This is a genomic window from Bremerella volcania (assembly GCF_007748115.1).
Classification (GTDB): Bacteria; Planctomycetota; Planctomycetia; order Pirellulales; family Pirellulaceae; genus Bremerella; species Bremerella volcania.
The window spans coordinates 5,635,066-5,655,527 of record NZ_CP036289.1 but is presented as its reverse complement, the minus strand read 5'-3'; the positions used below and the strand labels follow the sequence as shown (position 1 = coordinate 5,655,527).

Annotated in this window: 16 protein-coding genes; 11 read left to right on the top strand and 5 right to left on the bottom strand. The window is 53.7% G+C overall.

Features of this window, described 5'->3' with window-relative positions; all coding sequences use genetic code 11:
* Window positions 1–2 precede the first annotated feature (2 nt).
* The 11 genes from Pan97_RS22470 (at window position 3) to Pan97_RS22420 (ending at window position 12,333) form a co-directional block, all read left to right on the top strand.
* On the top strand, window positions 3–1,208 hold the full coding sequence (locus tag Pan97_RS22470) for an NADH-quinone oxidoreductase subunit D (RefSeq protein ID WP_144976533.1): 1,206 nt from the start codon (window positions 3–5) through the stop codon (window positions 1,206–1,208).
* A 148-nt stretch (window positions 1,209–1,356) separates the two neighbouring features.
* Window positions 1,357–1,950, top strand: a complete 594-nt coding sequence (locus tag Pan97_RS22465; RefSeq protein ID WP_144978602.1) for a HupE/UreJ family protein — start codon at window positions 1,357–1,359, stop codon at window positions 1,948–1,950.
* Between the two features lie 179 nt (window positions 1,951–2,129).
* Window positions 2,130–3,359, top strand: coding sequence for an NADH-quinone oxidoreductase subunit NuoH (gene nuoH, locus Pan97_RS22460; RefSeq protein ID WP_144976532.1), 1,230 nt, complete (start codon window positions 2,130–2,132; stop codon window positions 3,357–3,359).
* Window positions 3,356–4,078: an NADH-quinone oxidoreductase subunit J family protein gene (locus tag Pan97_RS22455; RefSeq protein WP_196782188.1), complete on the top strand. Its 723-nt coding sequence runs from the start codon at window positions 3,356–3,358 to the stop codon at window positions 4,076–4,078. Before nuoH ends, Pan97_RS22455 begins: the two co-directional genes overlap by 4 nt.
* Window positions 4,075–4,410: an NADH-quinone oxidoreductase subunit NuoK gene (gene nuoK / locus Pan97_RS22450; RefSeq protein WP_144976530.1), complete on the top strand. Its 336-nt coding sequence runs from the start codon at window positions 4,075–4,077 to the stop codon at window positions 4,408–4,410. The genes Pan97_RS22455 and nuoK overlap by 4 nt, the downstream gene beginning before the upstream one ends.
* Window positions 4,410–6,815, top strand: coding sequence for an NADH-quinone oxidoreductase subunit L (nuoL, locus tag Pan97_RS22445; protein ID WP_144976528.1), 2,406 nt, complete (start codon window positions 4,410–4,412; stop codon window positions 6,813–6,815). The genes nuoK and nuoL overlap by 1 nt, the downstream gene beginning before the upstream one ends.
* A 30-nt stretch (window positions 6,816–6,845) precedes the next feature.
* A complete protein-coding gene (locus tag Pan97_RS22440; RefSeq protein WP_144976526.1) occupies window positions 6,846–8,606 on the top strand; it encodes a complex I subunit 4 family protein in 1,761 nt (586 codons plus the stop codon).
* 17 nt (window positions 8,607–8,623) lie between these two features.
* Window positions 8,624–10,309, top strand: a complete 1,686-nt coding sequence (locus Pan97_RS22435; RefSeq protein WP_144976524.1) for an NADH-quinone oxidoreductase subunit N — start codon at window positions 8,624–8,626, stop codon at window positions 10,307–10,309.
* 22 nt (window positions 10,310–10,331) lie between these two features.
* Window positions 10,332–10,772: a hypothetical protein gene (locus tag Pan97_RS22430; RefSeq protein WP_144976522.1), complete on the top strand. Its 441-nt coding sequence runs from the start codon at window positions 10,332–10,334 to the stop codon at window positions 10,770–10,772.
* Window positions 10,773–10,854: 82 nt separating this feature from the next.
* Window positions 10,855–11,637, top strand: a complete 783-nt coding sequence (locus Pan97_RS22425; protein ID WP_144976520.1) for a TatD family hydrolase — start codon at window positions 10,855–10,857, stop codon at window positions 11,635–11,637.
* A 102-nt stretch (window positions 11,638–11,739) separates the two neighbouring features.
* Entirely contained in the window at window positions 11,740–12,333 is a 594-nt protein-coding gene (locus Pan97_RS22420) for a thioredoxin family protein (RefSeq protein WP_144976519.1), read from the top strand.
* Window positions 12,334–12,345: 12 nt separating this feature from the next.
* Here the strand turns inward: Pan97_RS22420 and Pan97_RS22415 are convergent, their stop codons facing one another.
* The 5 genes from Pan97_RS22415 to fliD form a co-directional block, all read right to left on the bottom strand.
* Window positions 12,346–13,494, bottom strand: coding sequence for a carboxylate-amine ligase (locus Pan97_RS22415; protein ID WP_144976517.1), 1,149 nt, complete (start codon window positions 13,492–13,494; stop codon window positions 12,346–12,348).
* Between the two features lie 10 nt (window positions 13,495–13,504).
* Window positions 13,505–14,773 (bottom strand): M20 metallopeptidase family protein, encoded by a 1,269-nt coding sequence (locus Pan97_RS22410; RefSeq protein ID WP_144976516.1) that lies wholly within the window; start codon window positions 14,771–14,773, stop codon window positions 13,505–13,507.
* 113 nt (window positions 14,774–14,886) lie between these two features.
* Window positions 14,887–15,750 (bottom strand): MqnA/MqnD/SBP family protein, encoded by an 864-nt coding sequence (locus tag Pan97_RS22405; protein ID WP_144976514.1) that lies wholly within the window; start codon window positions 15,748–15,750, stop codon window positions 14,887–14,889.
* Between the two features lie 146 nt (window positions 15,751–15,896).
* The gene (gene fliS / locus Pan97_RS22400) at window positions 15,897–16,460 is read right to left on the bottom strand and encodes a flagellar export chaperone FliS (RefSeq protein ID WP_144976512.1); all 564 of its coding nucleotides are present in this window, start codon (window positions 16,458–16,460) and stop codon (window positions 15,897–15,899) included.
* A gap of 102 nt (window positions 16,461–16,562) precedes the next feature.
* Window positions 16,563–20,330: a flagellar filament capping protein FliD gene (fliD, locus tag Pan97_RS22395; protein WP_144976510.1), complete on the bottom strand. Its 3,768-nt coding sequence runs from the start codon at window positions 20,328–20,330 to the stop codon at window positions 16,563–16,565.
* Between the last annotated feature and the right edge of the window lie 132 nt (window positions 20,331–20,462).

Below are 20,462 nucleotides of genomic sequence, written 5' to 3'. Positions count from 1 at the left end.
GAATGTCCAACGCGAATCATTCCGAAATCATTGAACTCGATGTTCGCACCGACGAGATGTTGGTGAACATGGGGCCCCAGCATCCGAGCACTCATGGCGTCCTTCGACTCGTCTTGCGAACCGACGGCGAAGTCGTCTCGGAGGCGGTGCCCCATATCGGATACTTGCATCGTTGCGCTGAGAAGATCGGAGAGAACCTCACGCCACGGCAGTTTGTTCCGTATACCGACCGGATGGATTACCTGGCTGGGATGAACATGAACCTCGGTTGGTCGCTGGCCGTCGAGAAACTACTGAACTACGACCTGCCCGAGAAGGTGCGGCATACTCGCGTGATGATCGCGGAACTCAACCGCATTGCCAGTCATCTGGTGGGCATGGGGACCTACGGGCTCGATCTCGGGACGTTCAGCCCGTTTCTCTATGCGTTTCGCGAGCGAGAGAAGATTCTCGATCTTTTGGAATGGGTCTGCGGTGCGCGACTAACTTACAGCTACATAACTCCGGGAGGTGTTACGGCTGACTTGCCGTCGGACTGGATCGATAAGTGTCGCCAGTTTCTCGATCAGTTCGAACCACAGATCCCGGACTATCACACGCTTCTGACGACGAATGCCATTTTCATCAAGCGAACCACAGGCATCGGGATCATGTCGGCCGACATGGCGATTGCTTACGGTTGCTCGGGGCCTGTGCTGAGAGGGTCAGGCGTCGATCATGATCTGCGCCGGGATGGCGAGCCTCGCTACCGCTCGATGTACGAGGGATATGATTTTGAGGTAATTGTCGAAAAGAACGGAAGCTACCCTAAGGATCAAGTTTATCCAGCGGTTCCGGAAGAAGCCGTACTGGGCGATTGTTGGCACCGGTTTTACGTGAGGATGCTCGAGGTAATCCAGGCGATCAAGTTGATCCGCCAAGGGATGGACTTTTATCAGAAGTCAAGTGGTGACTGGGGGACACCCATCAAGCTGGCAACCAAATTGCCGAAAGGCGAGGCCTATCTCGAAACGGAATGTCCACGCGGACAGATGGGGTTCTATGTCGTTTCCGATGGTGGTGACTCGGTCCCACGCCGTGCCAGGGCTCGCAGCAGTTGTTTCAGTAACCTATCGGTCGTGGAAGAGCTTTGCCGCGGTGGGTTGATCGCCGACATTCCGGCGATCGTCGGTTCATTGGATATCGTGATGGGAGAGATCGATAGGTAATTGCCATGAAGGTTCGGTCTTTTCACCGAAGCCGATGCGTTGAGATGGGTTTCCGTACATTTTAAATGTATGGGGCCCTTGGTACTGCCATGCCTAAATTGGTCTACTGGCCGTCCGATGGGCCTGGCTTCTAATCGGAGCAGCCGTGATGAATCTTCGGAGAGTGTTGCAGGTCGTTTGTCTGGTTATCGCCACCTCATCCACAGCCTTTGCTCACCCACAAGAAGGGCTTACCGGCGATGGACTGGGTGCTGGATTCCTTCACCCCTGGTTTGGCTTTGATCATCTTCTGGCGATGATCGCTGTCGGGCTTTTGAGTGTACAGATGGGTGGGAGGGCGATATGGATTCTTCCTGCAGCCTTCTCGGGCATGATGGTAGCCGGCGGTATTGTTGGCATGAATGGTGTGCCGTTTCACTTTGTCGAGTGTGGAATCGCTCTGACCGTGATCGCTCTTGGTGCAGCCTTGGCCTTTGGGGTGAAGTATCCACTAATCACTGCAGCCATCTTTATTGGGACTTTTGGTTTGACGCACGGCCATGCTCACGGAACCGAAATGCCAGCAATGGCCGCTCCTGTCTTTTACGCGGCTGGGTTTGTTGGGGCTACCGCACTACTTCATTTGATTGGGATTGCTGGTGGGTTGGGTATGAAATGTAATCAGCGGTGGGTACCTCAGTTTCGACTGTCGGGAGTCGCGATCTCGCTGGCAGGCGTCGGATTGCTGCTAGGCGTGTTGTAGTGGCTACTGATCGAGATATTTCCCGTGGAGTGTTTGATCGCGAATTCGCTTGTATCCCGACCAGAAAGTCTAAGATTGGGGACTGAGTAGTTTTCGCCGGATGCCTGGACCGGTATCATGAGGATCCGGGAAAAGACAGTGTTTTGCCCGGTAATCTTACGCACAAGGAAAGCGCGCACGTGGGAGAGTTCTTCGCAGGTTGGTTTCCTGCAGGATGGGAATTCCTGGGGTACACAGTCGCCGCGCTGATTCAAGCCTTCTTGCTGGTCAATGTGATCGCTCTTGGTGCTTTTGTTTTCATCTGGGCTGAACGGAAAGTCTCCGCCCGTATTCAAGATCGCCTGGGACCGACACGCACCGGCGGAGCGTTCGGGTGGCTTCAGTCGCTGGCCGACGGAATTAAGCTTCTCTCGAAAGAAGACTTGATGCCTAAGGACGCCGATCCCATCCTCTTTAAGCTTGCTCCTTATGTTGCCTTCGCAGCCAGCTTTTCAGCATTCATGGCCCTTCCCTTCGCTTCGGGTTGGGTGGCGTTGCATTTGAATATTGGTCTGTTCTTCCTAATCGCCGTTTTGGGATTGGAAGTCTTCGGCGTCATCCTGGCTGGTTACTCGTCCGGGTCGAAATGGTCCCTCTTTGGTGCGATGCGGCAGGCAGCCCAGGTTGTTAGCTATGAAGTGCCGTTGGGTATCTGCGTGATCGTTCCGCTGATGATCTGCGGGACGATGGATCTGGTAGCCATCGGTGATCAACAACGCGGATTGTTTACCAATTGGCTCATCTTTCACGATCCCTTCATCTTCGTCGTATTCTGGGTTTACTTTACTTGCGCGGTTGCCAGTGTGAATCGAGCTCCTTTCGATCTGGCGGAAGCGGAAAGTGAACTGGTTGCCGGTTTTCTCACCGAGTACTCTGGCATGCGGTGGAGTCTGTTCTTCATGGCCGAATATGGCTCGATGATCTTGGTATCGGCCTTGGCTGCGATTCTGTTCTTTGGTGGATGGAATGGGCCGATTCCAATTTTCAGTGCCTTAATGGATTGGTTCCCAAACTATCTAGGCAACTGCTGGTGGTTCAGTACGACGGCCAATCTGTTCGGCTTGCTTTGCCTATTGATGAAAGCATCGATCGGTGTGATCGCGATGATGTGGGTGCGGTGGACTTTCCCCCGCCTGCGTGTCGACCAGGTGATTACAATGTGCCTGAAGTACTGCGTTCCAATCGCGGCGGTCTGTCTATTGGGTGTGATGTTCTGGACGGCGCTAGGCGTTCCTTTTTTCAATGATCTTCTGCCGGCTCAAGATCGGGCCCTGGTCCGTGAGGGGTGGTTTAAGTCCGGCGAGAAGCAGGCCGATGCGTTGCTCAAGTCGCTTTCGCCATCCCCGGACGAGGAAGGAGAAGTCGAGTGACTCCCCTGCTTGCAGCCACTAGCGAAGCGGCCATCAACTGGCACACGGTGATGTTTTACGTCATAGCTCTGTGTGCGTGCGGTTTTGCCGTGATCGTGGCATTGACGAACAACATCGTACGGATGGCGTTTGCGTTGATCGTCAGCCTGGCGGCAACCAGCGGTCTGCTGTTTCTTGCAGGAGCGTATTTCGTCGGCGCCATGCAGTTGATGATTTACGTGGGCGGAACGGTTGTACTGCTGATCTTCGGCGTGATGCTCACGGCGCAAAAAGCGTTCATCACCATGCGGACCCAGGCAGGCGACTGGATCTTGGGGCTTTTGGTTGGCGGTACCCTGCTCGCCGTTTTGGTCCAACTGGTATTTCTCATCCCTGAGTGGCAAAGCTCGAATTATCAGTCCACGGCGGATGCGCAGTTAGTTGCTTACGCGGAAGAACTCAAGAGCCAACGGGCACGCGGGGAAGAGATTACCGCGGAGCAGCGGCGGAGACTGGAACTCATGGCGGTCAAGGCCAGCGAAGGAATGCCACAGCGAACTGGCGAGATTGGCCTGGCGCTCATCGGTGTGCGGGCCGACAAGATCGAGAGCGAACAAACTGGTTTGGCGGGGTACCTGCTTCCCTTTGAAATCGTTTCGGTGCATTTGTTGGTGGTGTTGGTCGGCGCGGCGTTCTTGGCCCGTGCTAAACGACATCATCACGGAGGGGACGTCTCATGAGCTTTTTGAGCGAACCCATCGGACTGTCGCACTACCTGGCGGTCGGGGCGTTTCTGTTTGTGACCGGCGTGGTGTGCATGGCTACCAAACGGAATGCTTTGGGGATTTTGATGGGCATCGAATTGGTGCTCAACGGAGCGATCGTCAACTTCGTGGGTTTTGCATGCCCTTATTTTCGCGACGAAAACTTAGGGCTTGATGGGCACCTGATCGCGCTGTTCGTCATCGTGTTGGCGGCGGCGGAAGCGGCAGTGGCACTGGCAATAGCCCTGAACTTTTACAACAACCATGCGACAATCGACGTCGATCGCGCAGATGAATTGAAAGGTTGATGGAAGTTTTTCTCCCTTACCTTCCGAGTCTGCTGGTGACCGCGGTATTACTACCGTTGGTGTCGTTCTGCGTGATCTTCCTAGTCGGTACACGATTGGGGGATCGGGGGAAACCAGCGGCGTGGATCGCGATCAGCGCCATTCTCGCCTCGACGATCCTGTCGTTCTTCTCCGCAGGCATCTGGTTCTCCGTTCACAAGACGCCTACTCCGCATGCGATGAGTGATTCGCATCATGTGGTCGAGCACCATGCACCGCCGGTGATTACTGGCAGCGGCTACACGCTGGCGAGTTTCGCAGGGGCTGATGTAAGCATCAACTATTACATCGATGCATTGACGATTCTCATGTTTTGCATGGTAACACTCATCGCCACATGCATTCATTTTTATTCCACCGGATACATGCACGAAGAATTGCATGAAGTCGTGGATAACGAGGCACTGCTTGCCGATGGAGAATCGATCCGGAGACCTGGCCGATATGCTCGATTCTTTCAGGCATTTTCCCTGTTCTGCTTTAGCATGCTGGGGCTGGTGATTTCCGGTAACTTCCTGATGACGTTTGTCTTTTGGGAGTTGGTCGGTCTCTGTTCCTGGCTTTTGATTGGTTTCTACGTTGAACGCCAATCGGCGTCGACTGCTGCCAACAAGGCTTTTATTGTTAATCGAATTGGCGACTTCGGCATGCTGATCGGATTGATGGCCCTGTGGGCGAGTTTAGGAACGCTTAATTTCGGAGATATGCCCGGTTCAGGGAGTGGTGTGTTTTCGCAGATGCGGAGTGAGGAAAATCACTTTGGGCTTAAGGTGCCTGATGGGATGGTTCGCTTGGTAGCCGCCGATCGAATTGACGAGATGGCATTGGCTTCTCCCGTGCCGCTAAACCAAGAGCAGCTAGCGGCGAAAGTCAATGCATCGATCAAAGCGTGGCGTGATGGAACGACCGATGGAGACACGACCAAATACGGCTACACGCTGCTAATTGTCGCGGGCCTTGGGATCTTTTGTGGATGCGTCGGCAAGAGTGCCCAGTTCCCGCTGCACGTTTGGCTGCCGGATGCAATGGAAGGTCCAACGCCTGTGTCGGCATTGGTGCACTCGGCGACGATGGTCGCAGCCGGTGTGTTTTTGGTCGCACGGTCCTATCCGATCTTCTTGCCGGAAGTGCTGCTGGTGATTGCGTGCGTGGGCTGCGTGACGTTGTTCCTCGGAGCGACGATCGCTCTTGTTTCGACCGACATTAAGCGAGTGCTGGCCTATTCGACGGTTAGCCAGTTGGGTTACATGATGTTAGCACTAGGTGTCGGCGGTTGGGCGGCTGGCGTGATGCATTTGATTACCCATGCGTGTTTCAAGAGCTTGCTGTTCTTGTGCTCTGGCTCGGTGATTCATGCGGTACATAGCAACGAGATGCCGCATATGGGCGGATTGATCCGCAAAATGCCTTGGACCGGATATACGATGCTCGTTGGCTGTCTGGCGATCTCTGGTATCGGCATCCCTTCCATCTTCGGACTGCCAATTGGTTTGAGTGGCTACTACTCGAAAGATGCCATCCTGGAACAGGTCTTTTCCTTTCGTCATTTCAATCCAGTTTGGGGAACGGTTTTCTTCGGCGCTGCTTGCGGCGGAGCATGCCTGACGGCATTCTACATGTTTCGAATGTGGTACCTGACGTTCCTCGGAGAGCCACGCTCGGCTCACAAGCATGAGCATGCCCATGAATCGCCAAAAGCGATGGTTGTCCCTCTAGTCTTGCTGGCGATCTTGGCGGTTGTTGTCGCCTGGCCGATCTACGATTCGATTGGTTTGCCGACGCTTTCCCGAACGATCGAACAGGCACGGCCGGCAGGCATCTGGCAAGATATGGCGGGTAGTCATTGGAACGTCACGATGCCGGAAGAATCGAAGGGGCATGTTGCCGCGGTTAAGGGACCCGTGGGCGTACTTGCATTTGGAGCAGCGGTTAGCGGTATCGTGTTGGCGTCGGTGTTTTATCTGTGGAAAACTTTGGACCCGGCAGACGTGCGGCGTTCGTTCGACCCGATTTACCGAGTCCTGTTCAATAAGTGGTACTTCGACGAAGTCTACCAGGCGGTCTTCGTTCGCGGCGCGTTGGCGGTGGCGACCTGCGTCTCACTGTTTGATCGACTGGTCATTGACCGAGTGGTGGACGGTTTTGCGTGGCTGGTCGTTGGTTTTGCTACTCTTTCTGACAACTGGGTTGATCGCCGCGGGATCGATGGCTTCGTGAATTGGTTCTCACGGCAGACGTATCGACTGGGCAGCAGCTTGCGAATGTTGCAGACGGGTAGCTTGCGTCAGTATGTGATGCTGATTGTCGTCAGTACCGTCGCATTGTTTTTGATTCTGAGTTTTTGGACCTATTCCCTGGCTCAATAGAAGCTAACGTTTTGCCCTTGAGGCACTTGTATGGATAACCTCGCATATTTCGTAGTGACATCGCTGATCTTCACGCCGGTCGTGGGAGCGATCGTCTTGCTGTTTTTTCCATCGGAAAACAAGTCGCTGCTGCGCTGGTTCACGCTGTTTGTCACCTTGCTCGTTTTGCTGCCGACGCTGTGGATCGCGCTCCCCTGGAGTGAAGCTCTTAGCTTTGAAATCAACGAAGCTGGCGTCCAAAACGTCGTACAAGTCTCATGGATTCCTTCGTTTGATATCCAATTCTTTCTAGGTATCGACGGCATTAGTTTCCCCTTGCTGCTTCTGACGGCGTTGATTTCCTTCCTGGCGATGGGAGCCAGTTGGACAATCGATAAGTACGTGAAGAGCTACTGCGTGCTTTACCTGTTGCTATTGGCCGGGATGATGGGCGTGTTTTTGTCGCTGGACTTCTTTTTGTTCTACATATTCTGGGAAGTCATGCTGCTGCCGATGTATTTCCTGATTGGTGTTTGGGGTGGACCACGCAAAGAGTACGCCGCGATCAAGTTCTTCTTGTACACGCTGTTTGGTAGTGTGCTCATGTTGATTGCTTTGTTGATGCTCTACTTCAACAGCGATCTACGACAGCTCTCAGTTGAACAACTTGCGACAGCTCATATCGCGGCTTGGGACGAAGCAGGAGAACTTCTATCAGCGGAAGATTACAAAGCCAAGGTCGACGCCAGTGAGTATCCCGTGCACACGTTCAATATTTTGGCCCTTCAGCAACTCGGCCAGCATACGGAAGTCTTCGACCAGGTGCTGTTGTTCGGCAAATCGATTCAGTGGTGGGCATTTGTCCTGCTGCTGATTGGCTTCATCATCAAGGTCCCCAGTGTACCCTTGCATACCTGGTTGCCGGATGCCCACGTGGAAGCACCCACGCCGATTTCGATGATCCTGGCAGGCGTGCTGTTGAAGATGGGGGGCTATGGCATCGTGCGGATTTGCTATCCGATCTGTCCAGATGCAGGCTATGACCTGGTTTGGTTTGTCTGTTCCATCGGCGTCATCAGTATGGTATACGGGGCATTCGCAGCACTGGCCCAGACGGACTTTAAGCGAATGGTTGCCTATAGTTCGGTGAGTCATATGGGCTATGTCGTGCTAGGACTGGGCGTATGGAGCGCTACGGCTGGAACGGTTTTCGATCCGGTATCATGGAGCATGGGCGTCAAAGGCGCGCTGTTTCAGATGATTGGTCACGGGATCAGTTCGGCCGGAATGTTCTTCATGGTTGGCGTGATTTACGACCGCGTTCATCACCGCGATTTGAATCAGTTCGGCGGCTTATATGGCAAGATGCCCGTTTATACAGCGATGGCCATGCTATTGTTCTTCGCTGGCTTGGGACTTCCAGGGCTCTGTGGTTTTATTGGCGAGGTCTTCGTTGTCCTTTCGGTCTGGAAGCTGAGTGCCACATTGGCGGCGATTGCAGCAGCGGTCGTTATTCTGACGGCGGCATACATCTTGTGGGCAATCCAACGCGTCTATCTGGGACCCGAATATCGAGGCCCGCACCAAGAAGGAATATCGGAGATCAATCTTCGCGAAATGGCCATTGCCCTGCCACTTTGTGTACTGGCAGTGGTCCTGGGAGTCTTCCCAGCGACCATGTTCCGATACATGGACGCCACGGTCGATCAACAGGTAGCCGACCTGGTCGAGTGGACCGAGGACGTGAAACTCCCCCAACTTCGGGCTGAACGCCAAGAGGCCGATAAAGACGTTGCCGCGAACGCCCCCTGAGTAGATCCATCGCTTACATGTTTGTCACCCTCGTGAATCACTTGACGTCCGATACGTTCGCCAGCCTCCCTGGGTTTGGGGTGGAATTGGCACTGTGCGTGACGATTGTTGTGATTCTCTTGGCTCGCATGTTCGCGTTTTCCGAGCGAATTGACTCGAATTGGTTTGCTCTGGCAGGAACCTTGGTCGCTCTTGCTGTTCTGTCTCCGCTGGCCCCTTGGGACATTTCGCAAAGTCCAGCCCGCATGGTTCCCATTGGCGAGTTGCCGCGAGTCGAGATCTTTACCGGGATGCTCGTGTATGATGGCTTCTCGGTTGTCATCAAGACCTTGTTGCTTGTCTTTCTGCTACTCTTTTTTCTACTCGTAAAACTAACCCAAGCGCATCGTAAGCCGGATAGCCCTGACTTCACGACGTTGGTGTTAGGTTCAACACTGGGCATGTGCCTGATGGTGTCCGCCAATCATATGTTGATGGTCTTTCTTGCGATCGAGATGGCATCGGTCCCTTCTTATGCGATGGTGGCGATGCATCGTCACGATCGCAAGGGATCGGAGGCGGCACTAAAGTATGCCGTTTACGGAGCAGGCACCGCCGGGGTGATGCTCTATGGAATCAGCCTGCTTTCTGGCATGCTGAATTCAGCACATATGCCAACGATGGCATTGCACCTTGCGCAAGTGGCTGCAGCCGGAATCTCACCCGCTGAGAGCGTGATCCTGGTGATGGCCATGTTGATGATTCTCGTGGGCGTGGCGTTCAAACTGTCCGCGGTTCCGTTTCACCAGTGGTGTCCCGATGTATTTGAAGGCGCTACCGCAGAAGTTGGTGCATTCCTTTCGGTGGCTTCAAAAGCAGCCGCCTTGGCATTGTTGGTGAGAATGGCAATCGGGCTCACTTGCTTGGAGGGTGCCCCGCTTGAGTTGGTTGAATGGAGAGAAGGTAGCGAGCTGGCTATTTCGAGCCATTCCGAATTGATAAGCCCCGCCTTGAGCTCGACTCAAAACTTCGTGGCTTGGGTGATTGCTGCGATGGCGGCGGTGACCTGTACATTTGGAAATCTGGCTGCGTTCGCTCAGACGAATATCAAACGACTCTTGGCCTACTCCACGATTGCGCACGCAGGCTACATGATGATGGCGGTGCCGGCGGTGCTCACTCTAGTCTCGATCGATCCCGTGGCGGCAAGTCAGTGTGTCGGCTACCTGGGACTTTATATTGCCGTCTATCTACTGATGAACCTTGGGGCTTTCGCCGTCGTGGCCATGGTGCGTGACGTTACAGGAAGTGAAGAAATTCGCGACTACGCCGGGCTGATTCATCGCAGCAAGTCGTTTACCATTTGCCTGACAGTGATGCTGGTTAGTCTCGTCGGCCTTCCTCCGCTGGCTGGATTTATTGGCAAGTTTGCTGTCTTTGCGGGACTGGCTCGCGGATACCTCGCAGGCGGCGAAACGTATTTGGTTGCGTTGCTGGTGATTGGTTGTGTGAATACGGCAATCAGCTTGTTTTATTATCTGCGCATTGTGAAAGCGATGACGATCGACTCGGTTGAAGGGGATACCGCTCCGATGCGAAGTTCGCCAAGCATTTTACAAACGGGTTATCTGTGGTGTTTGACGATTCCAGTATTGGTGCTAATCGTCGGTTGGGATGCTCTGAACGTTTGGATTCAGCAGGCCGTTCGCGGTTTGGTCTCGTGATGCTCAAAGTGAGTCGTTGCTAATGTTGTCTGCCAAACAGTATGAGTTGCTTAACCGAATTGCCGCATTGCATCATCGGTCCCTGCCAACCTATCTAACTTACGCTCGGCCCTGGGTCAGGATTGGCAGCGAAGCAAAGGCAGGTATTATCGAGGATATTGCTGCAGACCATCACGATTTGGTTCAGCGTATTTTACGTGTGCTTGAAGCGGATGGTCGTCCCGTTATGCTGGGCGATTTTCCGATGGACTATACGGACTTGAACGACCTTTCGCTCGATTTTATTCTGCGGGAAATGACACTCTATGAGCATCGCCTGCTTCAGACATTGGAAGAAATTGCTACGTGGATGGATCGAGATCAGTCGTCCTATCTTTTAGTGCATATGGCGATTGGTATGGCGATGGGGCATCTGGAGAATCTAGCCGACGCGAACGGTAATTCTCCTGCAATGAAGGCGTAGCCGTCGTTTCGTCCCGGCATAGTCCGCGTTACCATGGACCGTTTCGTATTCGCAGTTTCGATCTTGGAGAAGAGAATCCATCGTGGAGTGGTTTGACACGCATGCCCATTTGTTCGACGAGGGGATATTGCCTCAAATCGAAGATGTCTTAGGCCGAGCCGAAGAGGCCGGTGTCAGCACGATTGTGGCGATCGGTACCACCTTGGAAGATAGCCGAATTTGCGTTGAGTTGGCCGAGCGTTTTCCACAGGTCTATGCTTCCGTGGGGATTCACCCCAATCATAGTGCCGAGGCAAACGACGGAGACCTGGATAAGGTGGAAAAGCTGATTCCTCACCCTAAGGTGGTTGCTATCGGAGAGACTGGCCTCGATCGATACTGGGATTTTGCCCCAATCGAACTTCAGAAACAGTACCTGAGTTGGCACGTTGAAAAGTCGCGGGAATACCGCAAACCGCTCGTCATTCATATGCGTGACTGCGAAGACGACATCGTCCAGTGGTTAGAAAACTCGAAGGCCGACGGGCCGCTGTCGGGGATTTTGCATTCCTACACCGGAAATGCCCAACTTGCCGAACTAGGTGTCGCGTGCGGGATGCATATTAGTTTCGCCGGCATGCTGACGTTCAAGAGAAACCAGGAACTACGCGACGTGGCGAAAACTGTCCCGACAGATCGCTTGCTCGTGGAAACCGACTGTCCCTACTTGAGTCCCGAGCCATGCCGTAAACAGCGGCCCAACGAGCCGGCACTTGTCATTCACACGGGAACATGCCTGGCAAGTGAGCGAGGTGTCGGCGCCGCCGAGATGGCACGTATCACGACGGCAAACGCTCGAAAGCTGTTTGGTATCGCTGAATCTTAATGCCACCGTTCACACGGCCTGCGGTTGAGAGAGCCTGCGACTGCGTTAGAATACGGGAACGACTCACGACTTCCTGACCCCCCACCCTAGGACGATTTCTCGATGGTTAAGACCGCCAGTACGATGCTTCCGCTGGGAACGCCTGCTCCCGATTTTTCGCTGTTGAATGTCGATTCGAAGATGGTATCGCTTGCTGACTTTGCTGATGCTAAGGCACTAGTCGTTATCTTCATGTGCAACCATTGTCCTTTCGTAAAGCATCTAGCCGATGCTTTGGCCGAATTTGGTCGTGAGTGCCAGGCAAAGGGGGTTGCTGTGGTCGGGATCAGTTCCAATGACGTTGCGAATTACCCAGATGATTCGCCAGAGCAAATGGTCCACGAGGCCGAGAATCGCGGCTATACGTTTCCCTACCTGTACGATGAAGATCAGAGTGTTGCCAAGGCTTACAAAGCGGCCTGCACGCCTGACTTCTATGTCTTTGATGCCGAAAAGAAGCTTGCCTATCGTGGGCAGTTCGACGCCAGTCGGCCTGGTAACGACATCGCTGTGACCGGCGAAGATCTTCGCAAGGCGGTTGATGCCGTTGTCGCGGGGCAACCGGTGCCGGAACCGCATATGCCCAGCATTGGATGCAACATCAAATGGATTTCCGGAAGGGAGCCGGAATACTTCAACCCTGCCGGTACGGCTTAATTGACCGATTGGTTATACGCTTGATTCATCGGAAGCAGCGGCCTTGGATAGTCTCGAACCATCCGTCAGGATTCGGACCATCTCGGCCGCTGATCCTGTTTCTTGTAATAGTTTCCGCTGTTGCGATGCCCAACTCGGGCGATTGGCGATCACGTTGCAGTGTTCAAGCTGGTCGGCACACTGGAGCCGTTTGGCCAGTGGGGCCAACTTGGTTACCAGGCGTTTTGTCATCTCAGGCACCGTTTCGACATCAAAGGTGAACGAGTTGACCAGGCGAGCCGAAGTCCCGAACCGGGCTGCTCGCCACTTGTTCTGCCGAACCATCATAGGGTGGCAGTCGTGCTGATAGGCTCCTTCGTCAATCTCACGCGAGAGATAGACGATCAAGCATTGGGTCATGGCAGTCAGGGCCAAAGCATCTTCTAAGCTGCCAGGCATATCGCAGATACGCACTTCGACCGTTCCAAAGTTATGGTGTGGACGAACGTCCCACCAGATTTCACGAATCGTGTTGATGAAGCCCGTATCGACCATGTGGTTGACGATCCATACGTACTCGCTCCAGTTCCGCATGAGTGTCGGAATTCCGGCAGTCGGCAGCCCCTCCATGATTTTACTGCGATGAGACGAAAGGCCGGTATCGCGACCTTCCCAGTAGGGACTCGAACTGGAGAGGGCCAATAGCAGAGGCAAGTATTGCATGATGCGATCGCAAAGCATGACTGCTTTGTCGCCAGACTCGACCCCCACATGTACGTGCAATCCCTGGGTGACCAGGCGCCGGGCCATCTCTTGCAATAGTTCCAGCAGATCCAGGTAGCGTTGATTGGGGGTAACGACTTGATCTTTCCAACGCGAGAAAGGATGCGTCGCTGCCCACCAAAGTTGGAGGCCTAACTTGTCGAGTACGGTTTCGATGCGTTTGATTTTGTCGGAAAGGTCCTGCTCCGCTTCGCCAACGGTATGGCAAATTCCTGTGTTGATCTCTAAACAGCACTGCATCAATTCTGGCTTGTACTGCCCTTTTTCCTCTTCCGGCAACTGGTCGAGGATGGTTTGAACTGCGGACGACAACTGCATCGTCTTGCTATCGACCAGGCCTAATTCCAACTCAACACCAAGGGTCGGGTAATTGTTGGCACGAAACTCGATTTTCGACATGTGGGGCATCCTAGTCTGAAGTCGAATCGGGATGAGAAGTCGTCCGAGACTGTAGCAAATAAGTATGGAATCGTGAGCCAGGCTCGAAACAGGCGATCACACTACGAGCCAGCAAGTTAGCTCCCAGCGGCAAAACACGTTCATCGATGTCGAATCGCGTGCTGTGCAGAAGAGGCCAGGTGCTTGATCCAGGCGTAGCACATCCCAGCCGAATCATCGCTCCCGGCACATGGTCCAGGTAGAACGCAAAGTCCTCGCCACCCATACTGGCTCGCGGAACTTCATGGATCGCAGGCATGCCCAAAAGCTCGACGCAGTTCTCTTTGAGCAAGTCGATCACGGTGCCATCATTTCGGACCGCAGGCGTTCCTAAATCGAAACTGACTTCGATTTCGGTTTGGGTCGCCATCGCAATCCCCTCGGCGATGCGATGGATGTGACGGATGGTCTCGGTCCGCGTTTGCGATTGTAGGGTCCGAATGGTGCCTTGCAGTTGGACTGTCTCGGGAATAACGTTGGCGCTGGTTCCCCCATGGATCTGCCCAAAACTGACGACCACCGCTTCGTGGGTTTGGGTGACGCGAGGAATGGCCAAATAGAGCGTGTTAATGAGCTGCGCCGCTGCGGCAATCGGATCATTGGCTTCATATGGCCGCGCCCCGTGACCGCTGGAACCATGAATGTTGATGCGAATCTCTTCGCAATTGGCTGTCAACTCTCCTTTTCGGAAGCCCACTTTGCCGAAAGGAAGCCCAGGCTCCATGTGCGTGGCCAAGATGGCGGAGACGTCTTCCAGAGCTCCGGCCTTGATCATCGCTTTCGCGCCCACACATGTTTCTTCCGCAGGCTGGAAAATGAAGCGAGCACGTATCGGCCAGGGCAATTCATTGCTCTTTGCGAGTGCTTGAATTGCTTGAGCTGCACCCAGGACGAGCGTTGTATGGGCATCGTGACCGCAGGCATGCATCACTCCGTCGACCTGACTGCAATAGTCAACCTTCTTACAGTCATGGATACGAAGAGCGTCGATGTCACCCCGTAGAGCGATTGCGGTCGATCCTTCGCTTTCAAAAGTATCGAGATCCGCTATTACACCTCGGCCGTCGGGCCCCATGCGTACGGATAGACCAAGATCGCCCAGAATTTGGTAGAGAGAGAGACTTGTCTGAAATTCTTCGCCAGAGACTTCCGGAAAGCGATGCAAGTTCCGACGAAATTGGACGAGATGATCGATATTCTGTTCGATCTCCGCACTTAGTCTCGATTGCCAAGTTGTCATGCTGCGGGGACTTTCCTTTCAATTCAGTGAATCTCGGTACTCCAATATTACCACGCAATTGGAGTACCGATCACCATCAATTTGGAAAGGATTTCCGCAAAGAATTTGACCGACTAACCGTCAACGAATTCCGGCGTAATCAATTCGGGGATCGCCCCGAGTTCGTAGCCTTCCTTCAAGAAGCGAGTAACCGACTCACGGCCGCGCTCGCCGAAGTCAATGGTCCAGTCATTGACGTACATCCCGACGAATTTGTCAGCGAGTTGGTTGTCGAGTCCTCGGCCGAACTGCAATGCATAGTCCAGTGCGGGTTGACGGTTTTCCAAACCGTAGACAATGCTCTCTTTCAGCAGTCGGGTTACTTCCCGAATGGTTTCATCCCCCAGGTCCTTACGTATGCCGTTGGCACCCAAAGGAAGCGGCAATCCATCGGTCCGGTCGTACCACCAGACTCCCAGGTCGACGATCAACTGTAAGTCTTGGCGTTGGTAGGTCAATTGGCCTTCGTGAATGATCAGGCCGGCATCAACCTGTTTGCCTTGATACTCACCAGCAGCAGTGACTTCGATGATTTCGTCGAACGGAACGACGACGTGGTCAAATTCCTGGCCAAGGTACATACGCAATCCGAGAAATGCGGACGTAAGTGTGCCTGGGACGGCAATCGTCTTGGTCTTGAGCTCGTCTTGAGTGAACTTCTGCTTGGCGATGACCATGGGGCCGTAGTTGTCCCCCATGCTCGCTCCACACGAACAGATGGCATACTTGTCGTGCAAATGCGCGTACGCATGAATACTGATCGCGGTTAATTCCAACTCGCCGGAAAAGGCGCGACGATTGAGCGTTTCGATATCGACCAACTCGTGCTCGAACCGGTAGTTGCCGGTATCGATCTTGTCGCAGGCCAATGCGTAGAACATGAAGGCATCGTCCGGGTCAGGGCTATGCCCTACGCGAATCAGTTTTTTCTCGGCCAAGATACTAAGTCCCTGGTTGGGGTGAAGCAGTGAAAATCAAACCATCCATTGTTGCGTGGATTGGTGTTTTTCATCAACCAGGGAACCGACATGATTCTGGCCGGATAACACGCCTTTTGGGGCGTAAGTTGAGGTCTCCGCCGCGATTAAGCGTCAAATGATATTCCACCACCGGAGTTGGGGTAGTAGTCCTCATTGCTTCCATAGCCGTACGAACCAAGCGGGCGCTGCTCGAAGTTCTCAGAATTAGCACTTTCGTCGAGCGTTTCCATCATCTCTTCGGCATCCGAAGAAGTAATTTCCCGCTGGCTGTCACTGGGACGTTCCGGGGCTTCAGGCATCTGCCGGCAGAGTTCTTCCCAGGTTTCACGTTCTTCGTTGAGAACGTTCAAGACGCCTTCCAAGCGGTGGTACTCGTCTTTGGCATGCAGGTCGGTGAGTTCCTGGAACAGAAAGAAGTAGATCCCAGCAACGTTCTGCATCAATTCGCTGCCATCGTTTTTGATACTGCAAAGAATCTGCGCGACGATCTCTCGACAACGCATCAGGCGTTCCCAGGCTTCTTCCTTTTCTTGCTGTTCGCTCAGTTGTTGGGCCTGGTACGCAAAGCGAATCGCTCCGTTGATCATCATCAACTGAAGCTTTTGCGGAGTCGCTGTGAGGACTTCGGTTTCCAGGTAGTTTTCCGTCGAATCGCTAGCAAAGCTCATGAATATCAACTTGGGTCAGTCGAGGATCGAAGAGTTGGGTCTATCGGTAATATCGACCGGTACTCCAAATGTCTTGCGGGGAAACACTGAGCAACGCGGTAATTACCCAGTAGTACCATCTGGCTTGATATACTGAATTTGGCTCAATGCCGTTTGGTTATTCTGCAACTTTCCGATGGTCAGTTCCAGATTGTAAAACTCTTTGAGAAGGCTCTCGGACTTGCGTTCTAGTCGCTCGGTCATCGCCTTGATGCGATCTGTATTGAGGTCAGTGCGGGATTGAAGCGTCTGTGCTCTACTGACAAGCAGCGAATTGTTTCTGCCGGCGAATTGTTCGGTCAGATTAAAGACCTTGAGCGCGAAGCCTGTGGTCTCTCGTGTGAAAAAAGTTTCCACGGCTTCCGAGTCTTGCTCGAACGCTGCTTTGAGTTTGGTCGAGTTCAGGCTCAGCTTGCCGGTATCATTGAACTCGAAACCAAGCTGTTCGAGCGACTGGAATTTGCCGTTTCCAGCCAGACGTGAAGTGATCAGGTTGCCAAGTTCGGTGTCAATGCGCAATGCCTCGTTCGACCCAAAGAGGATGCCCGTCGTGTTGTCCGATTCGTTGAAGAAGGTGTGTGAATCGAGTTTGTCACGCAATGCGTTGTATTGATCGACGAACTCCTGCGCAGCCTTTAACAGGGGTTCGTCTGAGACCTGAACATTCACGTTGATGGCAGATTCGGACGCCGCATTGACGGTTAACGATACGCCTTCCAATACTTCGTTGAATTTGTTGGAGCTTGACGACGTCAGGATGCCTGCGGCTGCATTGCTGGAAGAGCCAAACAGCAACAAAGCGTCCTGGGCTTCAACGATTTCATCAAATCGAAACTGCGATTGGCTAGAGTCGATAACGACTCTTCCTTTGCTTCCAGAAATTGTGCTGGTCAGCGACAAGCGTACAGGGTTCGTACCGGACCCCGTATTGAGTGAACTGGCCGATAGGCCGATATCTGCATCGTTGATCTTGTCGATGACGTCTTGCAGAGTTTCCCCTGCTTCAATATCGATAGTCGTGACTTCCGAGCCTTCAATCACAGTACGGTTGACGCCGTCGACTTCTTTCTCTACTCCAGTGCCAAGAAGACCAAGGCTGGCTGCCGTATTGATCGAACTGCCTTCGGTTACGGTAAGCTTGCCAGAGCCTGACGACTTGTCGATCAGAACGATGCCATCGCCACGATCATTGATTCGGGCTTCTACGTTCAGTGTCAGCTGAGCGTTGATCGTGTCGATCAGGTCGCCAACCGTTTCGAATGAGGCGTCAGTCAGATCGAATAGCCGCGTATTTCCTTCACTGTTTTTGATTAGGAACTTGCCTCGCTCGATACCGGCACCCCCTTTGAGGTCATCAAGCCTGGTATTCTCGTTAACGAACTGGCGACCAAGATTGCCTGAGTTGACGGTCAAGCTGGTCGAGTCATGCTCGATGTTGAGCAGTTCCGCACTGTTGGTTCCGTCCGCGTTCGCCACAATGAAGTTGCTGGTGAACGAGCCACTTGTTTCGGTTAGCGAGATGCCTGTGCCTGACGCATTAACCTTAGCGTTAATGGCCAGTCCAGATGCGTTGATCAATTCGATTACATCTTCAATCGTCTCAGCTGAGGACAAGTCGACATTGGCTGAGCTGCCCGACCTATCGGTCAGTGCGATGGTGCCGAGCGTGCCCAATCCCTGGCCACCATTGAGAGAGGTTAGTAGCGTCGTTTTCAGGCCTGATTGAAGCCTGTGACTGGTAAGCGTACCGCCTGATGCCGTGCCAGTAAGCCCGAGATCCTCGGCAGTCGAACTGTTGTTGATACTGCTGACGGCGAATGTCCCCCCGCTGTCGGTCGACAGGTCGATGAGTTCGATGCTGTCGCCGTCATCACTGATCTGCGCTCGCAGTTTAGTGGGATCGATTCCATTGATAGTATCAATTAGTTCGCCCAGAGTCTGTGGCTCGGAAGCATCGCTGGCTTCCCCTTTGTCGGTCGTCGCTTCGATCGAAGCGTCAACAATCCGGTCGCCCGTAGCGCTGGTGGGTTTGGAAGCGGTGAAAGTCGCGGCAAAGGCCGTATTGCCGTTGAGTGCCGTAACAACGTCATCGGCCGTCGTTTCGCCTTGCGCGATGCGAACGGTGATGGTCTTTGCATCCGCGTCAAATTCGACGGCTTCATTGCCTTGCGTTACCGCGCCATCGGCGACATAGGCGATTTGATAGCCATCGTAGTCGGCCCCCTTCACCTTGGCAGTGAAGTTGACTTGGCCATTGGCAGCGTCGTCTGGGGTAGTTGCCGAGGATAGCAGGACACCTCCGGCTGTTACGGCCGTGTCGGTAACATCGACCAGGCCGCTACCGTCACTGCCGGTTCCATTGGAGGCCGTGAACAGCGCGCTTGCCGTGGGATCGTTGTTGATGGCATCGATGACGTTCGTGCCGGTCGAGTTTCCAGCATCGATCCGAATAGTAAGCGTCTTGTTGTCTGGATCGGATTCATCGTACGTAATCGTTTCTGAGCCGGCGGTCACGCCTGCATCATCGACGAAAACGATCGTTACATCATCGTAAGTCCCGCCGGTACCATTGGCGGTCAGGGTAATCGCGGCATTCGGGTCGACGGATGTTGTCGTGGCGGCAGCTGTTCCGGTTGTGGCGGCAGTGGCAACGGAGTCTTTGTTGGGATCGATGATTCCGTTTCCGAGGCCGTTGTTCACGGTTTCAGCCGTGAAGTATTGGCTGGCAGTCGCATCATTTTCGAGCGCCGTGATGATATCTGCGGCTGTGGTTTTGCCTGCGTCAATCTGGAACGTCAGCGTCTTGGCGTTGCTATCGAAAACGACCGTTTCGTTCCCCTTGGTAATCGAACCATTATCTTGAAAGATGATTTGAACGGCGTCGTAATCACTGCCATTTTGTACTGAGGTGAAGCTGAGCCGGGCATCCCCTGACTTGGTTGTGGCCGTGGCGAAGTCCTCCGGGGCAGCCGACTTGCCAAGATCGATCTCTAGCGTGGTACCGTCACGCAACGAAACGGACAGATCAGCCGCACCACGGTTTACGCTAATTCCGTTTCCATCGTTAAGCGAAGATAGCAGAGTGTTGGCATGCAGGCTCAGCAGATCGGCGCCCGTGACGGTGTTCGACGCGGAGTTGATGCCGTCCAGACCTAGGTCAGCGGCTGTGCTACTACTTCCGACGGCCTGAACAATGAGGTTCGAGCTGGTTGATCCCGAGTTGTCGGTTAGCTTGATACGATCGCCATCGACGGTTGCCGTAACCTGAATGTCATCATTGTTGTTGATCGCATCCAGCACATCGTCAATGGTCTGGGCATAGCTTAAATCGACGGCGGCGCTACTTCCGCTGCGGTCAGTGATGCGAAGCTTACCTCGCTGAACTCCTTGTCCCCCGTTAAGTTGGTCGAGGGAAATCCCGTCATCGAGCTTGGGGCCGTGACTGATCTGGATCTTGCCTGCAGACAGTGGCTGCGTAAGGGAGGCGACGCCAGAACTAAGTAGCTGCTGCGACTGGGCCGTCCGGATCGGTGTGAATTGGTAGTTGCCGGTCTTGGGTGTTCCGGTAACTGTGGCAGACAGAAACGAAGTGTTGCTACTTGTGGCTTTCGATGTGTTGAAGAGCGTGCTTTTCTCGAATTTCTTCGCAGTGAACTGAAAGCTCAAGACACTGGCTGTCAGCTCGGCAATGGCCGCCGCTTCTTTATTGATGGACTCGGTGCGGCTGACCAGCAAATCGCGAGGCTGAGCTTCGAGCGCAATCAACTGCTTGACCGTTTCCGTGATCGGAATGCCAGTGATGAGACCTGTATTGGCTTGAATGCCTGCCATTATCTTCGTGTCGCATGGGTGAGCTTTCGCTCACGCAATAGTTCCGCAGAAATCAAACCCGCGCTTATCTCCCTTATCGACCATCCTTGGCCATAGGCTGGAGGAATTTTCCGATTAGGTAGTTTTGATCGA